Genomic DNA, 1,210 nt, shown 5'->3' on the forward strand with positions numbered 1-1,210 from the left:
CGCACCGCCAGCTCGGCCTCGGCGCGGCTGCGGGCGGCCTCGTCGCCCGGGCTGGTGGCCAGCAGAATGGCGGCGCGGGTGCGATGGGCGGCATCGGTCAGGCCCGCCAGCAGGCGCAGGCCTGCCGCCGCCTGGGCGCCCCGCTGCTCGCTGGCCTGTTGCAGGCTGGCCAGGCGGTCCAGCGCGAGGCCGCCAAGGCCGGCGAAGCCCAGCAACAGAAGGGTCAGGGCGGCAGCGATGCGGCTCCGCAGGGTCATGGTACGGCGTTCTCCGGCATTGGACCTGGCCGGCATGCTGGCAGGAAGGCGTAAAGATTCGGTTTCGCCACCACCCCTTGTCCTGCCCCGCTGAGGCACAGGCACTTACCCTTCGTTCACGCCCGGGCACCCAGAAGAACCGCTTCGCAGCGGCAAAAGGGCGGGGCGATGGCCAAAATGGTTGTCACGGGCACGGTGCCCGACACCATCCTGGAGGACGGCCGGGAAGGCGACTGGGTGGCGATCCTGGCCCTCCCGGGCGCCGCCGGTGCGCTGGACGTGGCGCTCACCGGGGATGGCGCGGCGTGGTTCACCGCCACGCTGGATGCCGCCCGCGGCCGGGTGACCATCACGCCCGCCATTCTGGACCGCGAGGCTTTTCCCGCAGGGCAAGACCCGGTCTTCACCTTCGGCCTGGCGGTGCGCTTCCGCGACGGCTGGCAGGATAGCGGGCAGCAGTGGTCCGTGACGCTTGCCGGCATCGACGACACGCCACCGCAGACGCTGGGCTTCTCCTCCGGCGGCGTGGTGCTGGAGAATGACATTGGCGCGGAGATCGGCACGCTTCTGGCCAGCGACCCGGATACGGATGCGTCGCGGCTCACCTACAGCATCCCCTGGCCCTCCGCGGCGCGGTTCGAGATGGTGGGGAGAACGCTGAAGCTGCTGGAAGGTGTGGACCTGCTGACGCAGGGCGGCAGCGAGATTCCGGTGATCGTCGAGGTCTCGGACGGCCGGCAAAGCGCCGCCTTCACCGTCATGGTGAAGGTGCTGAATGTGACGAACGAGGACGACCTCCCCGCGCCGCCGCCGATCCTGCCGCCGCCGCCTGTCTCGCCACCACCGCCGGTGTCTCCGCCGCCGCCTGTCTCACCGCCTCCGCCGGTGTCCCCACCGCCACCCGTTTCGCCGCCTCCGCCGGTGTCTCCGCCGCCGCCTGTCTCGCCGCCTCC

At 71.6% G+C, this 1,210-nt stretch carries 2 protein-coding genes; one reads left to right on the top strand and one right to left on the bottom strand.

Annotated elements, in window-relative coordinates; translation table 11 throughout:
- A partial coding sequence (locus IBL25_RS26215) for a hypothetical protein (RefSeq protein WP_187781358.1) occupies positions 1 to 257 on the bottom strand: 257 nt, incomplete at its 3' end.
- Between the two features lie 168 nt (positions 258 to 425).
- Between IBL25_RS26215 and IBL25_RS26220 the strand changes: the two genes are divergently transcribed.
- Positions 426 to 1,210: cadherin repeat domain-containing protein (locus tag IBL25_RS26220; protein WP_187781359.1), on the top strand; the 785-nt coding region annotated here is incomplete at its 3' end.

This window comes from Pseudoroseomonas ludipueritiae (assembly GCF_014490445.1).
GTDB classification, from domain to species: domain Bacteria; phylum Pseudomonadota; class Alphaproteobacteria; order Acetobacterales; family Acetobacteraceae; genus Pseudoroseomonas; species Pseudoroseomonas ludipueritiae.